General features: G+C 64.3%; 25 protein-coding genes and 1 pseudogene. 10 read left to right on the top strand and 16 right to left on the bottom strand.

Annotated features, from left to right (window positions below):
* Positions 1-7 precede the first annotated feature (7 nt).
* From IPK20_22925 to IPK20_22905, 5 genes are all read left to right on the top strand, one after another.
* Positions 8-1,618 (top strand): cbb3-type cytochrome c oxidase subunit I, encoded by a 1,611-nt coding sequence (locus tag IPK20_22925; protein ID MBK8019241.1) that lies wholly within the window; start codon positions 8-10, stop codon positions 1,616-1,618.
* Positions 1,615-1,770 (top strand): hypothetical protein, encoded by a 156-nt coding sequence (locus tag IPK20_22920; protein ID MBK8019240.1) that lies wholly within the window; start codon positions 1,615-1,617, stop codon positions 1,768-1,770. Before IPK20_22925 ends, IPK20_22920 begins: the two co-directional genes overlap by 4 nt.
* A 1-nt stretch (position 1,771) precedes the next feature.
* Positions 1,772-2,335: a cytochrome c oxidase assembly protein gene (locus IPK20_22915; protein MBK8019239.1), complete on the top strand. Its 564-nt coding sequence runs from the start codon at positions 1,772-1,774 to the stop codon at positions 2,333-2,335.
* Positions 2,336-2,387: 52 nt separating this feature from the next.
* The gene (locus tag IPK20_22910) at positions 2,388-3,239 is read left to right on the top strand and encodes a cytochrome c oxidase subunit 3 (protein MBK8019238.1); all 852 of its coding nucleotides are present in this window, start codon (positions 2,388-2,390) and stop codon (positions 3,237-3,239) included.
* Between the two features lie 157 nt (positions 3,240-3,396).
* Positions 3,397-4,146, top strand: coding sequence for an SDR family oxidoreductase (locus tag IPK20_22905; GenBank protein MBK8019237.1), 750 nt, complete (start codon positions 3,397-3,399; stop codon positions 4,144-4,146).
* A gap of 10 nt (positions 4,147-4,156) precedes the next feature.
* On the opposite strand, the gene IPK20_22900 is transcribed toward IPK20_22905, so the two are convergent.
* Positions 4,157-4,315: a hypothetical protein gene (locus tag IPK20_22900; GenBank protein MBK8019236.1), complete on the bottom strand. Its 159-nt coding sequence runs from the start codon at positions 4,313-4,315 to the stop codon at positions 4,157-4,159.
* A gap of 284 nt (positions 4,316-4,599) precedes the next feature.
* Between IPK20_22900 and IPK20_22895 the strand changes: the two genes are divergently transcribed.
* Both IPK20_22895 and chrA read left to right on the top strand, forming a co-directional pair.
* A complete protein-coding gene (locus IPK20_22895; GenBank protein ID MBK8019235.1) occupies positions 4,600-5,556 on the top strand; it encodes a PEP-CTERM sorting domain-containing protein in 957 nt (318 codons plus the stop codon).
* Positions 5,557-5,737: 181 nt separating this feature from the next.
* Positions 5,738-6,970, top strand: coding sequence for a chromate efflux transporter (gene chrA / locus IPK20_22890; protein ID MBK8019234.1), 1,233 nt, complete (start codon positions 5,738-5,740; stop codon positions 6,968-6,970).
* Between the two features lie 41 nt (positions 6,971-7,011).
* On the opposite strand, the gene IPK20_22885 is transcribed toward chrA, so the two are convergent.
* From IPK20_22885 to IPK20_22820, 14 genes and pseudogenes are all read right to left on the bottom strand, one after another.
* Positions 7,012-7,512, bottom strand: coding sequence for a VOC family protein (locus tag IPK20_22885; GenBank protein MBK8019233.1), 501 nt, complete (start codon positions 7,510-7,512; stop codon positions 7,012-7,014).
* A 114-nt stretch (positions 7,513-7,626) separates the two neighbouring features.
* Entirely contained in the window at positions 7,627-8,001 is a 375-nt protein-coding gene (locus IPK20_22880; GenBank protein MBK8019232.1) for a glyoxalase, read from the bottom strand.
* A 138-nt stretch (positions 8,002-8,139) separates the two neighbouring features.
* Positions 8,140-8,490 carry a hypothetical protein gene (locus tag IPK20_22875; protein MBK8019231.1) on the bottom strand — a complete coding sequence of 117 codons (351 nt, stop codon included), beginning with the start codon at positions 8,488-8,490 and terminating at the stop codon, positions 8,140-8,142.
* A 105-nt stretch (positions 8,491-8,595) separates the two neighbouring features.
* Positions 8,596-8,982 carry a nuclear transport factor 2 family protein gene (locus tag IPK20_22870; GenBank protein MBK8019230.1) on the bottom strand — a complete coding sequence of 129 codons (387 nt, stop codon included), beginning with the start codon at positions 8,980-8,982 and terminating at the stop codon, positions 8,596-8,598.
* Between the two features lie 57 nt (positions 8,983-9,039).
* Complete coding sequence (locus tag IPK20_22865) at positions 9,040-9,435, bottom strand: VOC family protein (protein ID MBK8019229.1); 396 nt, start codon at positions 9,433-9,435, stop codon at positions 9,040-9,042.
* 99 nt (positions 9,436-9,534) lie between these two features.
* The gene (locus tag IPK20_22860) at positions 9,535-9,957 is read right to left on the bottom strand and encodes a VOC family protein (GenBank protein ID MBK8019228.1); all 423 of its coding nucleotides are present in this window, start codon (positions 9,955-9,957) and stop codon (positions 9,535-9,537) included.
* A gap of 48 nt (positions 9,958-10,005) precedes the next feature.
* Positions 10,006-10,470: a methyltransferase domain-containing protein gene (locus IPK20_22855; protein MBK8019227.1), complete on the bottom strand. Its 465-nt coding sequence runs from the start codon at positions 10,468-10,470 to the stop codon at positions 10,006-10,008.
* Positions 10,471-10,516: 46 nt separating this feature from the next.
* Positions 10,517-10,843: pseudogene (locus tag IPK20_22850) on the bottom strand (class I SAM-dependent methyltransferase).
* A gap of 63 nt (positions 10,844-10,906) precedes the next feature.
* Complete coding sequence (locus IPK20_22845) at positions 10,907-11,236, bottom strand: QacE family quaternary ammonium compound efflux SMR transporter (protein ID MBK8019226.1); 330 nt, start codon at positions 11,234-11,236, stop codon at positions 10,907-10,909.
* On the bottom strand, positions 11,233-11,694 hold the full coding sequence (locus IPK20_22840; GenBank protein ID MBK8019225.1) for a DUF1810 domain-containing protein: 462 nt from the start codon (positions 11,692-11,694) through the stop codon (positions 11,233-11,235). The genes IPK20_22845 and IPK20_22840 overlap by 4 nt, the downstream gene beginning before the upstream one ends.
* Before the next feature lie 132 nt (positions 11,695-11,826).
* Positions 11,827-13,050, bottom strand: a complete 1,224-nt coding sequence (locus IPK20_22835; protein MBK8019224.1) for a type VI secretion system tube protein Hcp — start codon at positions 13,048-13,050, stop codon at positions 11,827-11,829.
* A 200-nt stretch (positions 13,051-13,250) separates the two neighbouring features.
* The gene (locus tag IPK20_22830; protein ID MBK8019223.1) at positions 13,251-14,489 is read right to left on the bottom strand and encodes a type VI secretion system tube protein Hcp; all 1,239 of its coding nucleotides are present in this window, start codon (positions 14,487-14,489) and stop codon (positions 13,251-13,253) included.
* A 357-nt stretch (positions 14,490-14,846) separates the two neighbouring features.
* Positions 14,847-15,443 (bottom strand): histidine phosphatase family protein, encoded by a 597-nt coding sequence (locus tag IPK20_22825; GenBank protein MBK8019222.1) that lies wholly within the window; start codon positions 15,441-15,443, stop codon positions 14,847-14,849.
* A 31-nt stretch (positions 15,444-15,474) separates the two neighbouring features.
* Positions 15,475-15,840, bottom strand: coding sequence for a hypothetical protein (locus IPK20_22820; GenBank protein ID MBK8019221.1), 366 nt, complete (start codon positions 15,838-15,840; stop codon positions 15,475-15,477).
* 240 nt (positions 15,841-16,080) lie between these two features.
* Here IPK20_22820 and IPK20_22815 point away from each other — a divergent pair, with 240 nt between their 5' ends.
* The 3 genes from IPK20_22815 (at position 16,081) to IPK20_22805 (ending at position 21,267) form a co-directional block, all read left to right on the top strand.
* Positions 16,081-19,257 (top strand): hypothetical protein, encoded by a 3,177-nt coding sequence (locus IPK20_22815; GenBank protein ID MBK8019220.1) that lies wholly within the window; start codon positions 16,081-16,083, stop codon positions 19,255-19,257.
* A gap of 89 nt (positions 19,258-19,346) precedes the next feature.
* The gene (locus IPK20_22810; protein ID MBK8019219.1) at positions 19,347-19,979 is read left to right on the top strand and encodes a glutathione S-transferase family protein; all 633 of its coding nucleotides are present in this window, start codon (positions 19,347-19,349) and stop codon (positions 19,977-19,979) included.
* Between the two features lie 166 nt (positions 19,980-20,145).
* The gene (locus tag IPK20_22805) at positions 20,146-21,267 is read left to right on the top strand and encodes an alkene reductase (protein MBK8019218.1); all 1,122 of its coding nucleotides are present in this window, start codon (positions 20,146-20,148) and stop codon (positions 21,265-21,267) included.
* Positions 21,268-21,352: 85 nt separating this feature from the next.
* Here IPK20_22805 and IPK20_22800 read toward each other — a convergent pair whose 3' ends face one another.
* The gene (locus tag IPK20_22800; protein ID MBK8019217.1) at positions 21,353-22,156 is read right to left on the bottom strand and encodes a hypothetical protein; all 804 of its coding nucleotides are present in this window, start codon (positions 22,154-22,156) and stop codon (positions 21,353-21,355) included.
* Between the last annotated feature and the right edge of the window lie 46 nt (positions 22,157-22,202).

Below are 22,202 nucleotides of genomic sequence, written 5' to 3'. Positions count from 1 at the left end.
GAACGCAATGACTGCGACGACCATAGAAGGGCACGACAGCCACCACCATGGCCACCCCGCCGGATTCACACGGTGGCTCGTGACGACCAACCACAAGGACATCGGCACGATGTACCTCATCTTCGCCTTCGTCATGCTGCTGACGGGCGGAGCGATGATCCTCATGGTGCGCGCCGAGCTGTTCATGCCCGGCCTGCAGGTGGTGAAGCCCGAGCTCTTCAATCAGCTCATCACGCTTCACGGCCTCATCATGGTGTTCGGCGCGGCGATGCCCGCGGCCACGGGCTTGGCCAACTGGATGCTGCCGATGGTCATCGGCGCGCCGGACATGGCGCTCCCCCGACTGAACAACTGGAGCTTCTGGATTCTGCCGCCGGCAGCTGTCCTGCTCGTGATCCCTTTCATCCTGGGTCTCGCGGGCGTGGGCACCGGCGGTGCCGACACCGGGTGGACGATGTATGCGCCATTGTCGATCCAGGCCGGCTGGGGCATGGACTTCACGATCTTCGCGGTCCACATGCTGGGCATGTCGTCGATCCTCGCGTCCATCAACGTGATCGTGACCATCGTCAACATGCGCGCGCCCGGCATGACGATGTGGAAGATGCCGCTGTTCGCCTGGGGCTTCCTCCTGACCGCGATCCTGCTGATCTTCATCATGCCCGTTCTGGCGGGTGGCGTGACGATGATGCTGATGGACCGGCACTTCGGCACTCACTTCTTCAATGCGGCCGGCGGCGGTGACCCCGTCCTCTGGCAGCACATCTTCTGGTTCATGGGACACCCCGAGGTGTACGTGCTGCTCCTGCCGATCGCCGGCGTGGTTCCGCACATCATCTCCTGCTTCTCCCGCAAGGACACCTTCGGTTACAAGGCCCAGGTCTGGTCGATGATCGCGATCGCCGGGCTGTCCATCATCGTATGGGCGCACCACATGTTCACGAGCGGCATGTCCACCGGCGGACAGCTGTACTTCATGTACAGCACCATGCTCATCTCCCTGCCTCTGGCGGTGCTGTTCTACTGCTGGATCTCGACGTTCTGGCGTGGTTCCATCAGCCTCGAGACGCCCATGCTGTTCGCGCTCGGTTTCGTGGTGTTCTTCGGCTGGGGCGGCCTCACCGGGCTGGTTCTGGCGGACGCCGCTGCCGATGCGCAATACCACAACGCGTACTTCCTCGTCGCCCACTTCCACTACGCTCTGTATCCTACGCCCGTCATGGGAGCGATGGCCGCGGCCGTGTACTACTGGCTGCCCAAGTGGACCGGCCACATGTACAACGAGTCGCTGGGCAAGCTGCACTTCTGGCTGGTGGCCATCGGCTTCAACCTCACCTTCATCCCGCAGTTCATGCTGGGCCTGGCCGGCATGCCGCGCCGGATTCCCGACTACGCGCTGCAGTTCTCCGATCTCAACATGCTGTCCTCCATCGGCGCGTTCATCCTTGGCGCTTCCCATCTCGTCTTCCTGCTCGTCGTCGTCCAGGCTGCGCGAGGCGGCAAGAAGGCCGAGAGCCGCGCCTGGGAAGGCGCGCAGGGTCTCGAGTGGACCGTGCCCTCGCCGGCGCCTTACCACACGTTCGACGAGCAGCCCCAGTTCGGCGCGACCACTCGATGACAGCATCGAGGCAGGATGCAGGGCCTCACTGTCAGGCGGGTGATTCGCCCGCCGGCCGTGGCGGTGTCAGCAACGTCACGCTTGCCTTCGGAATCGGGGCCATCGCGCTCGTGATCTTCGGGCTGGCCCTGTGGCAGTTCCGTCCGTTCTGAAATGACCAATACCCCGGATACCCCACGCCATCGTCGTTCCAACGCACGTATCGCGCGCTGGCTCGCCGTGATTTCCGTGGCGGCGTTCGGGTTCGGATTCGCGCTGGTTCCGCTGTATGACGTCCTGTGCAGAGTAACTGGCATCGGCGGCAAGCCGGTCGATGCCAGAGCCGCGGCCGACCGGCCGGTGGGGGTCGACCGGAACCGCTGGGTGACCGTGGAACTCATGAGCACGGCCATGCCGGGTGCGGGCTGGACCTTCGAGCCGACCGAGAACTCGCTGGTCGTCCATCCCGGCGAGATCGTCACGACCAAGTACCGCGTGAGGAATCCGACCAACACGACCATCATCGGTCAGGCGGTGCCGAGTGTGAGTCCCGGAAGCGCGGCCGCCCATCTGCACAAGATCGACTGCTTCTGTTTCAAGCAGCAGGCGCTGGAACCGGGTGTGACGCGCGAACTGCCCGTCACGTTCTACGTGAGTCCCGAACTGCCGGCCAAGGATACGTCCATCACGCTTTCCTATGCCTTCTACCCCGTCGAGCCTCGCGCCCGGGCGGACTGATGAATCCCACCCCATACACAGATACAGCGAAGCGAATTTCTGGAGGAACCCGATGAGCACCGCCACCCACAATCGTTATTTCGTACCGGATTCCAGCAAGTATTCGATGCTGCTTTCGCTGGGGATCTTCTTCCTCGCGCTCGGCTTCATCCTCAAGATCAACGCCGTCGGGGCGGGCCTCGTTTCGATGCTCGCCGGCGCCGCTGCGATCATCTACGTGGTCTTCGCGTGGTTCGGGGCTGTGGTGGCGGAGAATCTGTCAGGGCTCTACAAGAACTGGGAAGACCGCTCGTTCCGGCTCGGCATGGTGTGGTTCATCTTCTCGGAGGTGATGTTCTTCGCCGCGTTCTTCGGCGTGCTCTATTACGTGCGGGTCATCTCCGTTCCGGAACTCTCCCACTTCGATCCGCAGTTCACGCCTTATCCCGGCTACGAAGGGAACTGGCCCACCAGCGGCCCGAAGGGCCCGGCGTTCACGCCCATGGGCGCCTGGGGCATTCCCGCCATCAACACGCTCATCCTGCTGACGTCCGGCGCGACGCTGACCTGGGCTCACTGGGGACTGATGGCCAACAAGAAGAACCAGCTCGTCCTCGGTCTTGCCATGACGGTGGCGCTGGGTGTCGTGTTCCTGATGCTCCAGGTCCACGAATATCACACGGCCTATTCCGAACTCGGCCTCACCCTCAAGAGCGGGGTGTACGGCGCCACGTTCTTCATGCTGACCGGCTTCCACGGCTTCCATGTCACGCTGGGCACGATCATGCTGATCGTCATGCTGGTTCGCTCCATGCGCGACCACTTCAAGCCGGAGAACCACTTCGCGTTCTCCGCCGTGGCCTGGTACTGGCACTTCGTGGACGTGGTGTGGCTGATCCTGTTCGTGTTCGTGTACTGGCTGTAAGTCCCGGCGCAGTCCACATCGGCGAAAGCCGGGCTCTCGAGCCCGGCTTTTTCGCTTTCTGGAAGCCCTGGAACGCACGTGTATTCTTCGGCCGGTCAGTGACCCGCTTGTCCCGAGAGCGAGTGGATGTCGGGGCAGCGCATCAAAGGAGACGGATATGGACGTGAAGGACAAGGTGGCCATCGTCACCGGTGGCAACGGCGGCCTGGGCCGCCGGATCTGTGCCGCTCTGGCTGCGGCTGGCTGCGACGTTGCCGTTGTGTGCGCGAGAGACATGGCGGGTGCAGGGGAGGTGGCGGCGGCCTTGCGCGCGGAAGGCGCGCGCGCGCAACCCTTCGCCTGTGATGTGTCGGATCCTGCTCAGGTCGACGCCATGGTGAACGCCGTCGGCGAACATTTCGGCCGGATCGACATCCTCGTCAACGATGCTGCCTACAACAAATGGATCCCGTTCAACGACCTCGACGCGCTCGGGCTCGATGACTGGCAGAAGATCCTGTCGGTCAATCTGACCGGTCCGATGCTTTGCATGAAGGCAGTCGTTCCACACATGCGCAGGCAAGGCGGTGGGCGCATCGTGAACATCGCCTCGGTGGCTGGCCTCGCGCCTTCGGGTTCATCGATTCCGTATGCCGTGTCGAAGGCAGGGCTGATTCACCTGACCCGGTGCATGGCGGTCGGGCTCGCGCCGGACATCCTGGTCAACTGCGTCGCACCGGGCTATCTCGAAGATACGCGCGCCACGTCCAATCTGGATCCCGCCTACCGCCAGCGGTCCCGCGACGGGGCGCTGCTCAAGCGCGCGGCCGACAAGGACGATGTGGCCGATCAGGTGGTGACGTTCTGCCGCACGGACAGCATCACGGGTCAGACGCTTGCCATCGACGCCGGCCGCGTCTTCCATTGAACGTCCTGATTCAGAACTGCAGCGTGGGCGGGAGGAGAGGCGCTTCAGTGCACGCACACTCGCGGCGCTCGATCGCGCCGTAGACCACGACGGTCCCCGCCTGCGTGGCCCGATAGACCCGGCCGTCCACCACGGTCGGCGGAACAAAGCCGGAACCCGCTTCCGGCATGTCGCCCGCGCAGTGGTCGCGGCGTGCCCAACTGTCGCACGATGCCGATGTCCCGCGTTGCAGTCCTCGAATCGGTCCGAGAGGCGGAAGGCCCGAAGAGGGTCGTGCTCCCGCCATGCGTAGACCAGGATTCCGCTCTGGTTCTGCGGGCGGGTTAACCGCGACAGCTGATCCGAAAGACGCAGAGGCTTCGCGATGCGGTGAAACGTCGGTTCGATAACGTGCGGCATGTCAGGCCGAGAGCCATGACCTTGAACCCCACAACCGTCGCAGGAGCCAAAAAAATGTCGCTCGTTCGCAGCATGCTCGCGGCCAGCACCGTCGCGCTTTCCTTCCAGGCACACGCGGCCGTGGAGAACTGGCAGTTCCAGTCCGAAGTCCAGTACCCGATCTATCAAGGCCAGATGACCGGCCTGTACCGCACGCAAGGCATCGCGCCCAACGGCAACGAATGGATCTTCACCTGGCAGTATGGACTCGAGCGGACCGACGCGAACTTCAACTCGCTGCAACGCACCGGATCCGTATCACTGCCTGCGACCATCAACACCGGCATCCCGGCAGAACTGGCTTCCCAGGGTTTCGACCACGTCGGTGACAGCGATGTCTACAACGGAATCCTCTACGCGTCTCTCGATTCTGAAGTGGGCGACTACCAGAACGGCCACGTGGCCCTGTTCAATGCATCGGATCTCAGCTACACGGGCAAGCTCTATCAGTTGAACGGTGCGCCCAGCAATCCTCACGACGACGTTGCGAGCTGGGTTGCCGTGGACGGCGCGGCCGGCCTGGGTTACGGCAAGGAGTGGAAGAACGGCAACACGATCAACGTGTACAACCTGGAAGACTGGAGCTTCAGCCACACGCTGACCATGGACCGTTCGCTGCGCAACATCCAGGGCGCCAAGGTGTACGACGGCGCGCTGTACATGTCCGCGCACGACTCGACCAAGTCGGTATACCGCATGGACCTCGCGACAGGTCACGTGGACGAACTCTTCCAGTTGCCGAAGGCGCCGAATGCCTTCAACGAAACCGAAGGCATCGCGCTGCGCGCGCTGCCCGGCGGCGGTGCAGAAATGTTCGTCGAGATGATCGTCGAGCCCGATGCGAACGAACTGGATGCCCATCTGAGCCTGTTCCGCTATACGCTGGCCCCCGTTCCCGAACCCGAAACCTATGCCCTCATGGCGGCCGGTCTGGTTCTGATGGCCGCCGTTGCGCGTCGTCGTTCCTTCTGATCGTCCCCACTGCAGCCTGACACGCCCGCCGGCGCAGGCCGGTGGTCGTGTCGCGGACAAGGCAGGCTTCGGCGCCGGACCGCGAACCCACGGGGCAAGGGGATGGCGTGGACCGCATGGGGCATGGGGTGGCCGGGAGTGGCGTACCATCATGCCTTCGCTCCACCGCCCCCTGTTGTCGATGACATCCTCGGTTCCTGCGCAAAGCGATTCTGCGGACACCGTCCCGGCCGGCACGGCGCGTGAAGTGTTCACGACATTCCTGCGGCTCGGGGTCACGTCCTTCGGCGGACCGGTCGCGCATCTCGTGTACTTCAGGCGCGCGCTGGTGGAGCAGCGCCGCTGGATCGACGGGGAACGCTACGCGCAACTGATGGCGCTGTGCCAGTTCCTTCCCGGTCCCGCGAGCAGCCAGCTCGGATTTTCGCTGGGCCTTCTGCGTGCAGGGTGGTGGGGCGGCGTCGCCGCGTTCGTCGGCTTCACATTGCCATCCGCGTTGCTCATGCTGGGGCTCGCGTTTCTGATCCCGGGGATCGAAGGAGGAGTCGGCCGCTCGGTCGTTCACGGGCTCAAGCTGGTGGCTCTTGCGGTGGTGTCCAGCGGACTGCTGGGAATGGCCCGGCAGCTTTGTCCGGAGCCGCGCCGGGCGAGCATCGCTGCAGGGGCCGCCGCGTTGCTGCTGCTCGCATCGACGCCATGGATGCAGCTGATCGCGATCGGACTGGGCGCCCTCGGGGGGTGGTGGTTTCTGAAGGAAGGCGCCGCGATCGCGCCCATCGAAGCGCACTCGCGAGAGGGTGCGCGCACCGGCGCGGTCCTGCTTCTCGTCTTCTTGCTGCTGCTCATTCTCCTGCCTGTACTGGCCGGAGCCTTCGGCGGTCCGTTTGCCGTTGCCGAGCCCTTCTACCGGGCAGGTGCGCTCGTGTTCGGCGGCGGCCACGTGGTTCTTCCCCTGCTGGAAGAAGGTCTGGTGCGGCAGGGCGGTCTGACGGTCGACGAGTTCCTTGCCGGCTACGGCGCGGCGCAAGCGCTTCCCGGTCCCCTGTTCTCTTTCGCTGCCTATCTGGGTGGCAGATTGACGGCGGACGCCACCGTCGTTGGCGGGGCGCTGATCGCGGTAACGTCCATCTTCCTGCCCGGCTTTCTGCTGGTGGCGGGCGTACTCCCTTTCTGGAGCCGCCTCACCTCGATCCCCGCCGCGGGGCGCGCCGTGGCCGGGGTCAATGCTGCCGTGGTGGGCGTGCTGGGCGCAGCTCTTTACGACCCCATCTGGGTATCGGCGGTGAAGAGCCCGGCGGACGTCGCCATCGCCATCGTCGGCTTCGTGCTGCTCGTGGCATGGCGGGTGTCGGCACTGTGGGTCGTGGGATGGTGCGTGGCGGCCACAGTCGCCCTGGGAGGCATGCCCGTCTGAGCATTTCTCGATCGCTCTGCGACACCTGCGAATGGGGGACGCTACGAACCTTCGAACGCGCGTTCGAGTTCCGCGATCACCAGTTTCTTCATGGGAAGGATCGCGTTCATGACACGGTCCCGCCTTTCCTGGTCCGGATCGCACATCATCTGAATCACTGCGGCAGGCACGACCTGCCACGACAGGCCGTACCGGTCCTTGAGCCAGCCGCACTGTTGCGCTTGCATGTCCCCACCCTCGGTCAGCCGGCCCCAGTAGTGATCGATGTCCTGCTGCGTATCGCAGAGAATCTGGAACGAAACGGCCTCGCTGAACTTGAAAGCGGGGCCGCCGTTCAGGGCGGTGAAGGGCTGGTTGTCGAGTTCGAACTCCACGGTCGTCACCGAACCGGCGGCCCTGCCGTGGAATTCGTGACCCGCCTCGCCGTAGCGTGCGATGCGGCCGATGCGTGAGCCCGGAAAGATCGAAACGTAGAAGGCGGCGGCTTCCTCCGCCTGATGGTCGAACCAGAGGCAGGGAGCGATGGTACGAAGCGCAGGCATGGCGGTCTCCTGAATGAAGGGCGGGTCACGGACGTCCGTCCGTTGATTCCTTGTCGAACGGCTTCAGCCTGGATCGACATCCTTCGCACGCGAAGTTTCCGGGAGAACGGGCGCTCATTCGTCGGACGCCGTCTGTCCGATACGCCACAGCACGCCTGACGGATCCAGCATCGTGAAATCGCGCATGCCCCATGGACGAAGCTGGGGCGGCTGGCATCGCACCGAATAGCGCTCGGCGATGCGCTTCGTCGAGATGCTTTGCCACCACCCGTCGACGTCATCGACGAGCAGGTGGAGCATGAGATTCTCGGCAAGCTCCTTCACATAGAAGTTCTGCAGGAGAAAGCTGACCCGGTCCATGCGCAGGGAAGCCAGTTCCTCCGTTTCCCACGGCACTTCGAAGCCGAGGTCACGGTAGAACAGCAGACTGAGCCGGAAATCCCGCGCGGGGACGAAAGTCTTGAGTTCGACGGCATTGAGGCTGGCCATGGGCGGCTCCGGAAGTGATGGGTCCCGTTTCGACGACCCCCGGCAAGACGCGTTCGAATGCCGGCGTGACGCCGGACCACCGAATCTTCGAATTCGTGCCCGCCCCACGCGAGCTGGGCGGGGTCTGCCTCTCCCGAATCAGAACTTTTCCTGTCCCGTCACCCGGCCTTCGTCGGGGAAATCCCGGTACAGCGCGAAGAAGATGTCCTGCACTTGCGAGTTGACGGCATGATGCAGGCTTTCCACAGGATCTGCGCGTGAAGAAACCTGATCGAACGCCGCCTGCATCTGCGTCATGTCGTTGAACTCGAGCATGATGTGGAACTCGCGCAGCTGGGGTGGACGAAAACCGAGCTTGCATCGGGTGATGCGGAACGCCGCGAGCTGTTGCTCTTCCCTCAGACGTCCGAGGTAACTCTCCAGGTGCTCGACGAACGCCATGTCGCTCACGCCGGGCTTGAGATTGCACCATATGTGATAGATGTCCATGGAGGCGCTCCTGAGAAAGGTCTGATCGATTCGTGAAGATCGTTTGATGCGGAGGACGAGCGGGGTCCCGGGACCGGTGCGCGTCGCGGGCCGCGGACTGCGCCGTCAGTCCCGCTTCAATGGTCCGAAGAACCCCACGATGCGGCGGATGCGCGTGACGTCCTCCGTGAATTCCACGAGGTCGAGACCTTCCGGCAATGCAGTGCCGTCAGCCTGGACCACCTGCCAGGAGAATCTGCCGAGCCCGTGATGCATGTCGACCCGGCTGGTCCGTACCACCTTTGCGCCTGGGCGTCCGGCAAGCACTCCGGCAATGTGATCCAGCAACCGGTCGGCAGAGGGCGCGTGCACCTTCGGATCCGTGTACGTGGCGCCGTGGGACCACACGCGCGCGAGCACTTCCGCCCGTTGCGCCGGATCGGGTGCGCTCCACGCGGCGCAGTACTCGTCGATCAGGGCCTCCGCACGGGAGGTTTCCGTCGAAGCGCTCATGCTTGATCCTCCTGCGTCATGGCTGCCGTATCCCTGTTCCCGAGGCACACGTTCACGTCACCCGGGCGTGGTGTTCCGAGCGTAGCTGACCGTCAGCATTTCCCATTGGTGACCTTCCGGTGCGTTCCAGTACACCAGACGCCCGCCATGGTCCGTGTTCACCTTGCTGTCGTTCGGCCCACGAACGGCACTCCGATAGGCAATCCCGGCGGTCCGCAGCCGGGCGAGGATCCCATCGAAGTCCTGATCGTTCACGCGGAAGCAGAAATGGTAGACCGGGAACGGATCGTCAGTCTGAATGAAATCCAGCGTCAGGCCGTCGTTCACGTAGACGGGGGAGAACAGCCCGAAAGAAGTCTCGGCCCAGGGAACGTCGAGCAGTGAGGCCAGTTGTCTTGCCGCTGCGATCCGGTCCCGTGCAGGGACGATCGTGTGATCCAGTTCGATTCGCATGACGCCCTCCTGCTGGAGATACGAGGCTGCGCGGGGAGGCCCGACCGACTCCTGCAATGACCCGACCGGTGACGGCCGCGCGGGGCCGGCTGCTCCGGATCAGGCTGTCTGGATCAGTTCGATGCTGACCCCGTCAGGGGCGGCGACATAGCACAGCACCATCCCCGGCTTGAACTCCCACGGCTCGACCGCCATGCGCACGCCCTTGCGCTTCAGTTCATCGCAGAACGCACGCAGATCGCCGCGATAGGTGAACCCGAAGTGATCGGTGCCCCATTCGTCGTGACTGGAAAAGCCGTCGAAGTGCTGCATCGGCTTCGTCGCATCCGGTGACTCGCCGGGACGCGAGCCGCGCACGACGATCGTCATCCCACCCACGCGCACGTCGATCTGTGGTGCGCCGCGAAGGTTCTCCTGCTCGTTGGAGATCTCTCCGCCGAACATCTCGCAGTACCACCGCGCCGTAGCCCGGGCGTCGTGGCTGATGAGGTGAACGTGGTCGAATGCCAGCGCAGAATTCATGGTGTGTCCTCCCGACCGGTTTTCCGTGATGGCACAGGATAGCCCGGTTCAGTGCCGCTTTCTTGCCAGGATCTCGACCGGCTCGATCGCGCCCTCAGCCACGCCGCGCGCGGTATTGGCCATGGCGGTCTTCGCGAGATCTTCGTGAATCAGCATCACCGAGCGGTGCGGAGCCTTCTCTCCGCGCTCCACCATGGCGCGAGAACGCGCGCCGAACTCGAGCGTCGCGTCTCGGGTACTGCGCATGAGCACCACGTCGAATCCTGCTGCCGTGAGACCTTCGCGCGTTTCGTCCGGGGTCGCAAGAAAGCTCGTCGCCTCCGACGCGGCCCAGGGGGTCGGATACTGCAGCATGCCGCCGGTGCCGCGTGCGAGCTCCGACAGGATGAGCCAGCCCCCGGGTTTCAGGACTCGGCGAATCTCCGCGTACAGACCCGGCTTGTCCTCGATGTTCATGGAGACGTTCATGGAGTAGGCCACATCGAACGTACCGCCTGAGAAGGGCATGGACAAGGCATTGCCGACCTCGAAGCGCACCCGGTCCTCGAGCCCCGGTGAGCCGCGTGAGGTGCGTGGCCAGCTCACAGAACTCGGGCGTGAGATCGATGCCCGTCACCCGGCAGCCAATGCGGTCCGCGAAGAATCTCGCGGGCCCGCCGATGCCGCTGCCCACGTCGAGCAGGTGATGGGCGGCTTCGGCTTCCATCAGTGCCGCAATCTCGAGCGTCGCCTCCATGCCCCGGCCATGGAACTGGTCGTACGGCGCGAGCGCGTCGATGGTCGGACGGTCCGGGTCGGCTCCGTCGGCGACGAGTGCTGCCTTGAGGCGGGTCAGGAGATCATGCTGGCGTGCGTAGTGCTGAGTGATGTTCCTGGCGTCCTGCATGAGATCCTTTTCCTCGAGTTTCGCGGGGCAGGCGACTCCTGACGGCAGCCCCGCAAGGGTTCCTCAGTGTGCCACCGACTTCGAGAAGACGTTAAGCACGATGACCCCGGCCACGATCAGCACCAGCCCGGCGATGGCGGCGGCGTCGAGGGTCTGCCCGCAGACGAGCCATCCGATCGCCGTCACCAGCAACACACCGACCCCGGACCAGATGGCGTAGGCGATACCGACAGGAATGAATCGCAGGGTCAGCGACAGGAAATAGAACGCGCATGCATAGCCGATGCACACCACGACGGAGGGCCAAGGCTTCGTGAATCCTTCCGCGGCCTTGAGTGCGGACGTGGCGACGACTTCCGCCATGATGGCAATGCCCAGATAGATCCATTTCATGGCCGGCTTTCCTCGCGTCGCGCCCCGAGAAGGGACAGGGTCATGGCATCGGGTTCACCGCCGAAGAACTGTTCCAGCGCCTTCCGGAACGCAGGATCCGGCTCGGAGATCTCCAGGAACAGCGTGAGGCACGACCGGAACTTCAACGCATCGACGTGACCGAGGATGTACTCCGCGCCGGTGCCTTCGTGCCGGTTCATCGCACTGACACACTCCCGCAGCCTTGCGCCGAGGATCGGATGATCCAGATACGCCGAGGCCTCCGCGAGCGAGCTGATGGCGTACCGGGCCGCCATGGCACTCGAGCCGAGACCGGACAGCTGAGGGAAGATGAACCAGCTCCAGTGGGACTCCTTTCGTCCGCGCGTCAATTCGGCGACGACCCGCCCATAGCACGCGGCCTGCGCATCGACGAAACGCTGCAGATCGAAGGGGTCGTCGTCACCGGGTCCGATCATCGGGTGCCGTTGTGCTTCGCCTCAGGCGGACGGCCTCATGGCTCCCACCCTCGGGAAATCGGGAGGGGGAGCCACGGTTGCGGGTCCCCGGATGGTGGCACGAATCCGGCAAGGCGTGGCACTCGCAAATGGCTAGTCCCGGAGGGATTCCGCGAGGGTTCGCCTTGTGCTGGCACTCGCCGTTCGCGGCATACCGATCCTGTGCCGGGCAGCGAGCAGGAGCGCGGCGAGTCCCGCGCACAGCAGCATCCATGAGGCGGGTTCCGGTACTGCCGGCGCCAGATTGCCGTGTCCGAAAACGGCAACGTCCGTTATCGGCAGATTTTTATCGATCAACTTGCTGGTGGAGAGATCGACGCCGACCGAGAACGCCGCGCCGCGAGTGCCGTCTTCGTTGATCGCCCAGGTGGTGCGCTGGTAACGCAAGAACTCGAGGGTCCCGGATACCGTTGCCAGTTCGCTCCCGGCGGCTTCGATGGCCAGTGCGACGATGTGTGTTTCGTCCAGGATCAATTGCATGAATGTGAGAGGCCCGGCTCCCGCATCCTTGACGAATTCCACGACACCCCGCGCCCGTTCGCCCGTCAGCAACCGGTTCAGCATGAACGGCACGGAACCGTCGAACTGCTGGGTCCACCTCAGATTCTCGACCTCTCCGAGGGTACCGGAAAGAGGGCCGAGAGCCATGTCGGCCGAATCCAGTTCGATCCAGTTCTCGTAACCCGCGGCGACGCTTTCGCCCGAGACATAGTATTCGTCTCCACGATCAAGTCGCATGTAGATGCGCGTCGTTCCGCCAGGATCAGCGGCGGCGCGGGTACCGGAGAACGTCTCCGCCGAAGAGCGGAGGAGGTCATCCGACCGTCCTGTGGTCACGTCGAAGCTCTGGACAACGGGAGTACCGGACAGACCGCGTGCGGCCGGGTCGTACACGATGTCGATGGACGAATAGTGCGCGGCGACCGAAGCAGTGTCCGCGGATTGATCCAACTTCGCGATGGCGACGTTCGCGGGCGCCAGTGAAAAATAGGGGTTGCTGCCTGCATGGTCCGGATCAAGGAGGCTCAAGGATCCTCTCGGGGTCAGCACGGTCCCTTCCACGAGGGAATCCCAGTAGCGTGGCACCGAAGTATCGATGCTCTGGGTCCAGCGGATCGGCTCCAGTGTCACTCGGGTTTCGCCATGAGCAAGTAAGGATGCCTTCGCCCCCCATGCAAGACTCGCTGCCGGGACAGCGTTCGGGATGCCGGGCCGAAGATCGATCTCGATGCCCGCAGGGGTTGCCTCTGCCCCCGCATGGGTCAGGACCAGGAACAGAAAGGCCAGGACGGTTCGGTGAATCGTCGGACTACGCATGATGTCTCCTGCAAGAGAGGGCGGTTCGTTCGCGGGGCTGGCTGCGCACACTGCGCGTCCGCGGCCGGACCTCGAATGGACCGGATGTGGGCCTGTCTTTGGGCGGTGGGTTTCGGTGGTCGGTGCGCAGACGACTGCACTGCCAGTCACCTGACGGGCCATGTCGCACGGGTTCCGCAAGTGCGCGGAGGGCGCGCCGGTCAGACGGCCCGGCCCGGCCGGGCCCGGACCGCGAAGCTCAGCGCACAGATCCCCGCCAGCGTCAGGAAGCACGTCCCAGGTTCGGGGACCGACAGCGCGACGGCGGCGAATCCGGCCGGAGCGAGTGGCGCCAGATTTCCCTTGCCGAAGCCGGGAATGTCGGGCGCGGTGAGATCCGTGGAGGGTTTGCCCTTGATGATGTCGTAACCGGTGGTCCGCGAATCGGCCCTTGTGCCATCCGCGTTGAGATTCCATACGGTCTGCTTGAACTCCCCGAAGGACATGGAGACTTCCGCGCTGGCGAGCGACTCCTGACCCGCAGCGAGATCCAGTTGCGTGAACAGCACGTCGCTCAGAGTGATCTGCATGAACGTCACCGGTCCCGCACCGGCGTCCTTGACGAACTCCAGGGTGGCATAGGAAGTCTCCGGGCCGACGGGGATCTGCGAAAGAATGTAAGGCGTGGAAGAGTCCACTGTCTGGGTCCAGGTCAGTCCGTCGAATGCGGGGGCCGTCCTCTCTCCTCCGGGCTGAGCAGTGCTGACAAGCGCTGCCGTCATGTTCACGGTATCGAGCTTGATCCAGTTCTCGTACCCTGCCGCCTGGCTTGCGCCCGGGATGAAGTCGCTCGGACCTCCCAGCCGGGCATAGATGCTGGTTTCGCCGCCGGGAAATGCCGCCGGCTGCGTTCCAGTGAACGCGGTTACCTTGGCTGCGGCCGGAGACGTCCCCGTTTCGAGTGCCACGTTGTACCCGGCCGTTGACTTCTGGCCCTCCCGGCCGAGGCCGGCGGGGTCGTACGTCATCGTAATCGCGACGAAATCTTCGGAAACGGTCGCCGTGTCCGTGCGCAGGTCGATGTCCGTCACGCGCGAATATTCCGTCGCGATGGAGAGGTACGGCTTGACGCCGGTGGTGCCGGGCTGACTGAAGTCGACCTTCTCCGGACGGGACTGGGCGGAACCTACGAGCATCCGGTTCCAAAGCGTCCCCAAGGTGGTGTCGACGCCCTGCGTCCAGGAGATCTTGTCCACGACCGGGATTGGCCCGGGTCTGCCGTTACCATTGACCAACGTTGCTTTCACTCCCCATTCGAAACTCGCTGCATCGATCAACTGGCCGTTTGGCAGATTCGCGTCGACGGTGATGGACGAAGTTGCCGGAAACGCACTGCCGGCTCCTGCAAGAAGTCCCGGAAGGGCGAGTGACAGGGTACGAAGACAGTTCTTGATGGACATGGGTTCTCCTTTGCTGGCGCGTTTGTCGAAGGGCAGCGGGGGGGCGGCACCGCAACGGGCACGGGCCGGTCATGCGTAACCTAGCGCCGATCTTTCTTGCGGCATAGGGAAAATTCACAGGAACGCAAGCCCGTGCAGGCCGTGCTGTGCACTCCGTGGCGGCGACCCGAGCCGAACCGGCATGACGAGCAGGAGTTGGGACGCGCGAGGCAATGCTGCGAGCCGCGACGGCGCGCCATGCGCGACCAGTGCCGGGGTGGCAGCGGATGCAGATCAGGCCTGCAGGGCGGGTCCTGCGATGAGGAAGTTCAACGGATCGGTCACGGCCCGGACACCGCGGACGGAATCACGGCCCGGTCAAGCGCAAGTCCGGTGCGGCATCAGGTGAGAACCGAGGTAATCCCCTGGTCGCCACGACACGATCCGGATACCGCCAGGGGTGAACTCCACCGTCGTGATGGAGGCATGGTCCGGCCGGAAGCAGACGACCTCGTCGCGGCCCAGTGCGTGGGCGACCACCACGTTGATCGCGATGAAATGGGTGAAGACCACGGATTCGCCGTCCAGGGCCTCCAGCGAGCGCAAGAGTGTCAGGCGCCACGAAGCGAAGTCGGGCCATCCAGCTTCCCGTGACGCATCCAGTTCCGCCCACGTGCCAGCCAGGACTTGGTCAAGCCATGTCCTGCGCGCGGACGAATCCAGCGGGGGCGCCGGGATCTCCGCGCAGGCGGGCAATACCGTCGCGGCGCGGTCCCACTTGCGCTCCAGCGGCCGGGCGGTTTCCCGGCAACGGCGCAGCGGGCTCGTATAGATCGGGAGCGGATCCGGCGCCAGCGCCATGGCGCGAGCCGTGGCCTCCGCCTGATCCAGGCCCAAGGCATGGAGTCCGGGATCGGGGTCCTCGCCCCACGCCGCTGCAGGGCGCGCGTGGCGGATCAGATGGACGATCGGCATGTCGAGCGCTCGGGCTGGTGCGTGCGGCGCATCATTTCAGACCGTCCCGGACGAACAGGGCGATCCACGCGAACAGCACCGCATCCGAAAGAAAGAACAGAATCCACGAGGCTCTCGATCGCCAGGCTCGACGTGCCACCGTGAGCCCCAGCAGGAGACTGGCGATCAGAAGAGCCGGCAGTCCGATGAAAAGGCCCACCATGAATTCGCCGCCCCCGGGCGCCACAGGCTGCAGTCCGAACACGACCTGCCACATCCAGGACTGCATCGCTAGAGAGAAGAGCAACGCCATCGCGCCTGCGCCGAACAGGATCCACGCGCTTGCGGTGGGCGGCAGGGGAGGCGAATTCCGGCCGCCGGTTGTCGGTTCCATGGAGGGAAACGGTTTCGATGTCATCGTTCGAGCGGGAAGGGGGTGACGGAATGATCTCACGTCATCTAGGCCGCGCCGACGAGAGATCCGGAAGGGTCGATCGTGACGGAACAGGCGGTATCCGATCGATGATCCATGCGCCCGCTCGACGGGAATCAGTAAACTGAAGGGGCGTGTGACGGGCAGCTTCGACACGAACTCGCCGGCCACGGACGCACACGCGGGCTGCGAGCCCCGAGTGCCCATCAGAACAGGACTGCCCCGATGCCGAGAAGAGCACCGAAGAAAGCGCAACTCGCCAAGCTGTCCCGTCCGCGCATTCACCGCGCCGTCCCGCGGGAAAGACTGTTCCGACGCCTGGACGAGTTGTGCAGTCAATACTCGGCGGTCTGGATCAGCGGTCCGCCGGGCGCAGGTAAGACGTCGCTGGTCAGCAGCTGGCTCGATGCGCGGCGACGCCCTTTCTGCTGGTATCAGGTCGACAGCGGCGATGGCGATGCTTCGACGTTCATTTCGTTTCTCGTGGACACGGCAGGGCACGGGCCTGCGCGCGAATCGCTTCCCTATCTCACGATCGACTACGCAGACGACAAGGCAGGCTTCGGACGCAGATTTTTCCGGATACTCTTCGCGCGTTTCGACGCCGAGACCGTTTATGTCTTCGACAATTGTCAGGAAGCGGCGGGCGCCGATTTTCATGCACTGCTGAAGTCGGCGATGTCACAGGTACCTCCGGCAGGCTGTTCGATCTTCGTATCGCGCGAGGCTCCGCCTCAGGACTTCGCGAAACATCTGGCCGATCGGACCATCGGATTGATGGAGTGGGACGAGCTGCGTCTGACGGCCGAGGAAACGTCTGCCATCGTCGGCCGCGGAGGGACGGACGGCGAGGCGGCGCGTCGGATGCACGACCGCTCGGGAGGATGGCCTGCCGGCGTCGTCCTGTTGTTGTCCGCGGCCGGGTCCGGGGCCGCGGATACGGCGATCCCCAGGTCGATGTCGCAGGAAGCGATCTTCGCCTACTTCGCTTCGGAGGTCTTCTCGAGAGCGGAAGCGGCTGACCAGGACTTTCTGATGCGTACCGCGTTGCTGCCGCGCATAACGCCGGAGACGGCGATGCTCCTCACGGGGAGGAGCGATGCGTCCGAGGTACTCGAACGGCTGTTCCGCCGGAACTTCTTCACGGATCGCCAGACGGGCCTGGGTATCGGCTACCGGTACCACGACCTGTTCCGCGAATTCCTCCTGAACCGTGCAGTCGGCACGTTTCCCGCGCGCCAGTGGCGGGACGTCCTGTTGTCCGCCAGCCGCATACTCGTGGAACGCGGCGATTTCGACCCCGCAGTCGCGCTCCTCAAGGACGCTGCCGCCTGGGAAGAGATCGAATCGGTCTTGCGTGAGCGCGCGCCGGAGATGATGAAGCAAGGCCGGTGGAACACCATACTCGAATGGGTAGACGCGGCTCCCCCCGGCAGAAGCGCCACGAGACCCTGGCTGACCTACTGGCGAGGCATGGCCCGGTCGGTGCTCGACATTCCCGCCGGAAGACTACTTCTCGCCGAAGCCGCCGGTCAGTTCTCGGCGCAGCCGGAGCCGTTAGGCGAGATGCTTGCGTTGTCCGCCTACATCGACGGGTTCTGCCAGGAATGGCACACGGTCGCCTTCATGGATCCTTTTCTCGATCGGCTGAAGGAGTTGTTCCTGACGCTGCGGACAGACGCACCGCGTCCTCTTGCTGCTTCGGTCCGAACCACGTTGCTCATCGCGCTTCTGTATCGCCGGCCGGGCGATCCGCTGCTGCGCGAGCTCGCCGCCGAAGTCGTTGCGGGGTTGGAGGAGGAAACGGATCCCAACGAACTCCTGCGTTCGCGCGTCTTCTTGCTCTTCTACTACGAGCTCATGGGAAACTTCCGTGGGTCGATGCCTCTGGTCCAGATGGCCAAGAAGGCTCGACGCAATCCGCGAATAGCGCCCAGATTGCGGATCTGGGAAGCATTCAGGACATCTCAGTACTACGACATGCAGGGGGAGGGAGACCTCGCCTTCGAAGAGCAGATCGCCGCATTGCGGATCGCCGAAGAGGAAGGCGCACAGATCTCCGCATCGTTCCAACTGGTCGGATGCGCGCACGTGCTGTTGAGCGTCGGGCGTATCGACGAAGCATGCGGCTTTCTGGAGAAGGCGCGCTCCGGACTGAGAGACGATCGCTACATGGAGGTCGTCTACTTCCGCTCCCTTGAACTCTGGACATTCGTGCTGAAGGGCGATCTCCCCCGGGCGCACCAGCTTTGGGACGAGTTTTCCCGGATGCCGATGGTGGGGGTTCCATTCAACACTGCCTACAACCATCCCCCGGTGTTTCTTCTGTGCGAGCGCAAGGAATTCCAGGCGGCCGAAGCCCGGATCGAACGCTGGCGAGTTGCGCTCGCCGGCATGGGCAGCCCGCTGCTGAATTTCAATCTGGACGTGATGGATGCTTTCGTCGCCCTTCGGTCGGGGCGATCCGCCGAGGTGAAAACGATCTTGTCCCGTGCATTCGAGGCAGGAGCGCGCCATGCGTTCCATAAGACGCTGATGTGGGTGCCCCGGATGATGGGTGAACTGTGCAGTGCCGCGATGGAGTTCTCCATACAGCCGGACTACGTTCGCGAACTCGTCCGCCGCCGGAAACTGCAATCCCCGGCCGTGGATGCCCCCTGGCCGTGGCCCGTGCAGATCTTCACCCTCGGACGGTTTCTTGTCCTGATCGACGGAGAGCCGTTGCGCTTCGGCCACAGGCCTCAGTATCGGCTGCTGGAACTCCTGAAGGCGATCATCTCCGCCGGGGAGCCGGGAGCGAGCGCCACGGACCTGGCGGCACGATTGTGGGAGGGACTGGACGGCGATGCGGCGCACGCGGCGTTGACCGTCGCGTTGCATCGATTGAGGAAGCTACTTGGAGGGGAGGAGTCCGTTCGACTCGATGCAGGACGAGTCACCCTGAATGGGGCACGCTGCTGGGTGGACGCGCATGTCTTCGAAGTGCGGTGCAACGAAATCCTGTCCGGCTCCGGTACGAAGGCGGAGGCCGGCGACTGGAAGCGGGCGGTATCGATTTATGCCGGGCATTTCCTCGGTGGAGAAGTGGACTCCGTGTGGTCGATCGGCTATCGGGACCGCCTGCGAGCCAAATTCCAGCGTGCGGTCGTCCGGGTGGCGCGCATGCTCGAGGATCAGGGCCGGTGGGCCGACGCGGCGGAGGTCTACAGCAAGGCCCTGGATGCCGACGCCCTGCACGAGGAATTCTACCGGCGCCTCATGGCTTGCCTGGTGCAAAGGGGCGAGCATGCCGATGCCGTGGGCGTCTATCGCCGGTGCCGCGAAATGCTCACCGGCACGCTGGGCGTGGAACCTTCGCGCGAGACCAGAGCCGTCTTGCAGTCTCTCGGAGTGGCGCCCTGAAGGCGACAGCGCGATGCGGTAATCCATCGGTAAGACCGTTTCGCGTAGGGTTTCGCGGCGAATCCCCACGTTCCATGGAGGCGGGTTGAATGAAGCTCTACGATATGAAGCTCTCACCGAATTGCCGTCGTGTCCGGATCTTCCTCGCCGAGAAAGGCTTGACGATAGAAACCGAGGAATGTTTCGACGCGGAGCGCGCGTGCCTCAAGACGGATTACATCTCCAGGTACTCCCCACGGCTGGTTCCGATGCTGGAACTGGACGACGGTACCCAGATCGGAGAGTCCACCGCGATCTGCCGATACATTGAGCGGCTTCATCCGATTCCTGCCTTGTGGGGAAGGACGGCCCTCGAAGAGGCAATGGTGGAGATGTGGCAGCAAAAGGTGCACTGCGACGGAGAACTCGGTGTCGAAGAAAGTTTCCGCAATGCGTTTCCACCTTTCGCAGGCCGGGGGCTGCCGGGAACGGCCGAGACCGTGGCCCAGATTCCGGAGCTCATAGAAAGAGGCCGGGCACGCTACGGACGCTTTGTCCGGATGCTGGATCATCAACTCGAGCGCAATCCCTTTGTCGCCGGGCAGCAGTTTTCCATGCCTGACATCAGTGCGCTGTGCGCGATCGATTTCGCGCGGTTTACCGGTCTGGAACTGCCGTCCGAACTGAAACATGTCGCTCGCTGGTACGAGGCAGTATCGAAGCGTCCCAGCGCTCAGGCGTGATGGCGGCGAGGGAATGAGCGGACCGGTACTGGATCGGCAGGACCCTGTCCGAGAAATGCCACGCGAGGCTTCGCGCGATAGGTCGAAGCGGAGATAATGCCCGGCCGACCATGCGCGTCCGGTGGATCCGGACGCGTTCATCGATCTCCAGGGACTCCCGCATTCCATGACCACTCACAACCTCTTCACGCCGCTGACACTCGGCGGTCTTCAGCTTTCCCACCGTGTCGTAATGCCGCCGCTCACGCGCATGCGCGCCGATGCTGCCAGCAATGCGGCCAACGCCATGATGGCGCAGTACTACGGGCAGCGGGCCACGGCAGGCGGTTTCATCATCTGCGAGGCCTCGCAGATTTCCCCGGACGGCAAGGGTATCCCCTGCACGCCGGGAATCCACTCGGCCGAGCAGATCGCCGGATGGAAGCTGGTGAGCGACGCGATCCACGCGAAGGGCGGGGTCGCCTACCTGCAGCTGTGGCACATGGGACGTCTGTCCCATCCGTCGCACCAACCCGGGGGCGCATTGCCGATCGCGCCGTCCGCGATCGCCGCGGCCGGAGAAGCGACCACGGCGGATTTCACGAAGGAACCGTTTCCCACTCCGCGCGCGCTGGAGACGGCCGAGATTCCCGCGCTCGTGGACCGCTATGCGCAGGCCGCCCGCAATGCCAAGGCGGCCGGATTCGACGGCGTGGAGATCCACGCGGCCAACGGCTATCTTCTCGAGCAGTTCCTGCAGTCGCGCACGAACCAGCGCACCGACATCTACGGGGGATCCATCGAGAACCGCTGCCGGGTGGTGCTGGACGTCGTGCAGGCGATCAGCCAGGTGTGGGGCGCCTCGCGCGTGGGCATCCGGCTTTCTCCTTACGGGATCGCCAACGACAGCGGCGAGGCTGACCCCATGCCGCTCTATTCGCACCTGATTCGCCAGCTCGACGCGTTCGGGCTGTCGTACCTGCATCTCATCGAACCGCGCGCGGGCGGGGCGGGGCAGAGAGAAGTGGACCACCAGAATGTGCCCTCGGCGGCGCGGCTGTTCCGGCCGATGTGGCACGGCCGCCTCATCGCGGCCGGAAACTTCCGCGCAGAGGGTGCCAACGCAATGATCGCCGACGGAGATGCCGATGCCATCGCGTTCGGCCGCCTGTTCATCTCCAACCCCGATCTGCCGGAGCGTCTCAGGGTGGGGGCATCGCTCACACCGTACAACCGGGCGACCTTCTATTCGAGGGGGCCGGAGGGCTATCTCGACTACGCGACGATGAGCGCCGCAGCGGCGGGCTGACCCTTCGGCGGTCTGCATCCCTGTCCGCCCGGGCTGCAGGGCCGCTTCGGACTCGCTCCGGAGCGGCTTTGCGGGCGATTGTGGGTCAGAACCCTGCCCACCAGGGCTTGTCCGTCTCCGGCCGGTACATCCTGCCGTCGTACCGGAAGACGTGATGCTCGATCGAGGCGGGCGACGGACCGGCAGGATCGCCATTGGCCGTTGTGGTCACGGACGCCGACAGCCTGATGTCGTGGTAGCCGTTCGATATCGACTTTTCCATACCGAGCGTCAAGGCGGCGTCCTGCCATACCGCGCCCTGTGACTGCACGCTGAGGCATCCTTTCAGCGAACGTTGCTGGTACATGGGCAGGGTGAGAACGGGACGGAGCGTCCCGCCTTCCGGAACAAGCAGCGTGAGCTCGTCGTTCCAGTTCGCCTCGCCGCAGCTCGCCCCCTGGGCCGCGCTTCTGAAGCGATAGCCGATTGCCCTGAGAGTGGGCGAAAGGCGGTATCGGGCGGTGTCGATGCTCAGGCTGGCGGGGCCGAATTCGGTGATTGCGTCTTCGGCGACGGTGTTCCGGTGGTGGCTCGCCACTCTTCCGGATCTCGCGTCCACAAGGGCGACGACCAACTGCTTCTCGTACTGGACACCGGAATCGAAGGCGATGGCCGCCACCGTCATCCGCGGGTTGTCCGGCCACGGCTTGCAGGCTTCCGCCACGATGTTTCCGTCCGCTTCGGCGGGCACGAGGGCGGGCAGTTTCAAGTTGCGGCTCAGGACTGAATGCACGTCCCTTCCGCAGCCGCTTTCCGCCGCGGACACGGCACCCGCACCACACACGAGCAGCACGAGGAACAGGGCCGCGCCCAAATCCGCCGACGGCAACGACGAAGGGCGTTCCTTCATCTCATTTCTTCCTCTGATCCACGCGAGCACTCGCCGGGTCGGGGCG

It is taken from the genome of Betaproteobacteria bacterium, assembly GCA_016713305.1.
Lineage (GTDB): Bacteria > Pseudomonadota > Gammaproteobacteria > Burkholderiales.
Note: the sequence above shows the minus strand (reverse complement) of the source record. Positions and strands in the feature narration are given on the sequence as shown.